At 46.3% G+C, this 2,590-nt stretch carries 2 protein-coding genes; both read left to right on the top strand.

Annotated features, from left to right (window positions below):
* Nucleotides 1-235 precede the first annotated feature (235 nt).
* Nucleotides 236-1,759, top strand: a complete 1,524-nt coding sequence (gene istA, locus AB8M93_RS18625) for an IS21 family transposase (RefSeq protein ID WP_373060475.1) — start codon at nucleotides 236-238, stop codon at nucleotides 1,757-1,759.
* 25 nt (nucleotides 1,760-1,784) lie between these two features.
* Nucleotides 1,785-2,504: an IS21-like element helper ATPase IstB gene (gene istB, locus AB8M93_RS18620; protein WP_373060473.1), complete on the top strand. Its 720-nt coding sequence runs from the start codon at nucleotides 1,785-1,787 to the stop codon at nucleotides 2,502-2,504.
* The last annotated feature ends 86 nt before the right edge of the window (nucleotides 2,505-2,590 follow it).

Below are 2,590 nucleotides of genomic sequence, written 5' to 3'. Positions count from 1 at the left end.
TGGATATTCAGGACTAAGCTGACCCCTCTGAAGTCCACCTTTTAGGTATCTGTCATTCCGGCGGATGCTGACCCCTTTAGAAAATAAAAAATAGCTGACTGGGAAAATTATTCCGGAGCATGCTGACCCCTTCGAATATTATTCAGGAGCATGCTGACCCCCAGCTTTTTGTATTGGTTTTGGTTTATTTGATGGATTCATCAAAAGATAAGTAATGGCCGGAAAACCAAAACGAATGAGTCAAGTAAAACAAATACTCCGTATGCATAAGCAGGGCAAGGGCATAAAAACCATCGCCAGGACCCTCTCGATCAGCAAGAACACTGTAAAAGGATATGTAAAGAAGGCACGGGCATCAACCCTCTCCATTGAAGCGCTGCTAAATTTGGAAGACCCGGTACTGGAAGGGAAATTATGGCCTGGCAACCCGGCCTACAAAGACGAGCGTTACGAGCAACTTAAGACGCAACTGGAATACTACAGCAAAGAACTTAAAAAGGTTGGGGTTACCCGGCAGTTGCTCTGGGAAGAGTATAAAACAGGAAACCATCATTTTTATAGCTATGGCCAGTTCTGCTGGCACCTCCAGCAATACCTGCGCAGCGGGAAACCCTCCATGGTTTTGGACCACAAGCCCGGTGATAAACTTTATGTGGACTACGCCGGAAAGGCTTTATCTTATATTGATAGAGATACCGGGGAAGAGATAGAAGTTCAGGTGTTTGTTGCCTGTCTGCCGTATTCCGATTACTGCTTTGCCCTGGCCGTGCCCAGCCAGAGGCTGGAAGATTTTATCTATGCCCTGAGCTGTTGTTTAAAAGATCTTGGCGGGGTTCCCCAGACTCTGGTACCGGACAACCTGAAGGCAGCCGTGATAAAGGCCAATCCTTACGAGCCTGACCTTAACCGTGCCCTGGAAGACTTTGCCAACCATTATGGCACTTCGGTCACCCCGGCACGTCCCAGAAAGCCCCAGGACAAATCTTTGGTAGAGAACCAGGTGAAGCTGATCTACAACCGGGTATATGCCAAATTACGCAAGCTCACTTTCTTCGACCTTCCTTCTTTGAACAAAGCCATTGCCCAAAAAGTCAGGGAATATAACCAAACCCGTATGCAACAGAAAGATTACTGCAGGCAAGAAAAGTTCCTGGCCGATGAAAAACATACCCTGCAGCCGTTACCGGAAACAGCCTTCGAGATCAAATACTATAGGGAACATAAAGTGGCCAAAAACAATCACATTTACCTGGGCATGGACAAACACTATTACAGTGTGCCCTATACGTATATCGGGATAAAGGTAAAGGTAGTCTATACCCGGTCGCTGGTTAGGATTTATCACAAAGCAGGCCTTATTGCCAACCACCCCAGGAACCTTAAAAAGGGAGGATATACCACGCGGAAGGAACACCTGTGTTCCCACCACCAGTATTATAAAGAGCGTAGCCCCACCTATTACCTGCAACGCGGGTATAACCACTCTGAAGAACTTTACCGGTACATGGAGGCTTTGTTCAAGCAGGATAAATATCCCGAGCAGCTTTACAAAACCTGTGACGGCATATTGAACCTCTCCCGGAAAACTAATCGTGAGATTTTTATTAAAGCCTGCGCAATTGCCCTGGACCACGGACAGTATTCTTACCGGTTCTTAAAGCAGGTCCTGGAGAACCGGATGACCGACTATCAGGAGGAACCACAGGTAAAATCCCTGCCTGCCCATGGGAATATCCGTGGGGCTTCTTCATATAAATAAGTAACTATTTAAAATCAAATATCATATGAACACCATTGAAAACCAATTATCCCAACTTCGACTTCACGGCATGTACAGTAGCTGGAAAGCCATGGTAGAAACCCGCCAACACCACGAGCTATCCTTTGGGGAAGGCTTGGAAGTATTATTGCAAGCCGAAGCAGAAGAGCGCACCCACCGGCGCTTTGAACGCCTGAAGAAAAGTGCCCAGTTTCGCTACCAGGCCACCATAGAAGAACTCAACCTGGAAACCTCCAGGGGAATCAACAAGAATCAGATCACTGAGCTGGCTACCGGCGGATATCTGGAAAAAGGGGAATCGGTATTAATTACCGGGGCCACGGGCTGCGGAAAAAGCTTCCTTGCCTCGGCCTTAGGACACCAGGCCTGTAGCCAGGGCAATAAGGTGCTTTACTTCAATACCCAAAAATTACTGATGAAGACCAAAATGACCCGTATTGATGGAAGCTTCCTGAAATTCTTTGATAAACTGGCAAAAGCCCATTTACTCATCCTGGATGATTTTGGGTTGGCCCATCTGGACAAAAAACAACAAATGGATCTGATGGAAATTATTGAAGACAGGCACGGAAAATCATCAACCATTATAGCCAGCCAATTACCGGTGGGAAGCTGGTATGATATTATCGGAGAAGCCACCATTGCCGACGCTATTTTAGACCGATTGGTACACACTTCCCACCGAATAGAACTTAAAGGAGAAAGTCTTAGAAAAAAACTGTAATATTGTCATTAACTTATCTTTTTGACCAAAATCTCTAGAGGGGTCAGTATGGCCTGAATGGGGGGTCAGCATCACCTGAATATCCA

Origin of the sequence: Autumnicola aciditolerans (genome assembly GCF_041679265.1) — a bacterium.
GTDB lineage: Bacteria > Bacteroidota > Bacteroidia > Flavobacteriales > Flavobacteriaceae > Autumnicola.
Note: the sequence above shows the minus strand (reverse complement) of the source record. Positions and strands in the feature narration are given on the sequence as shown.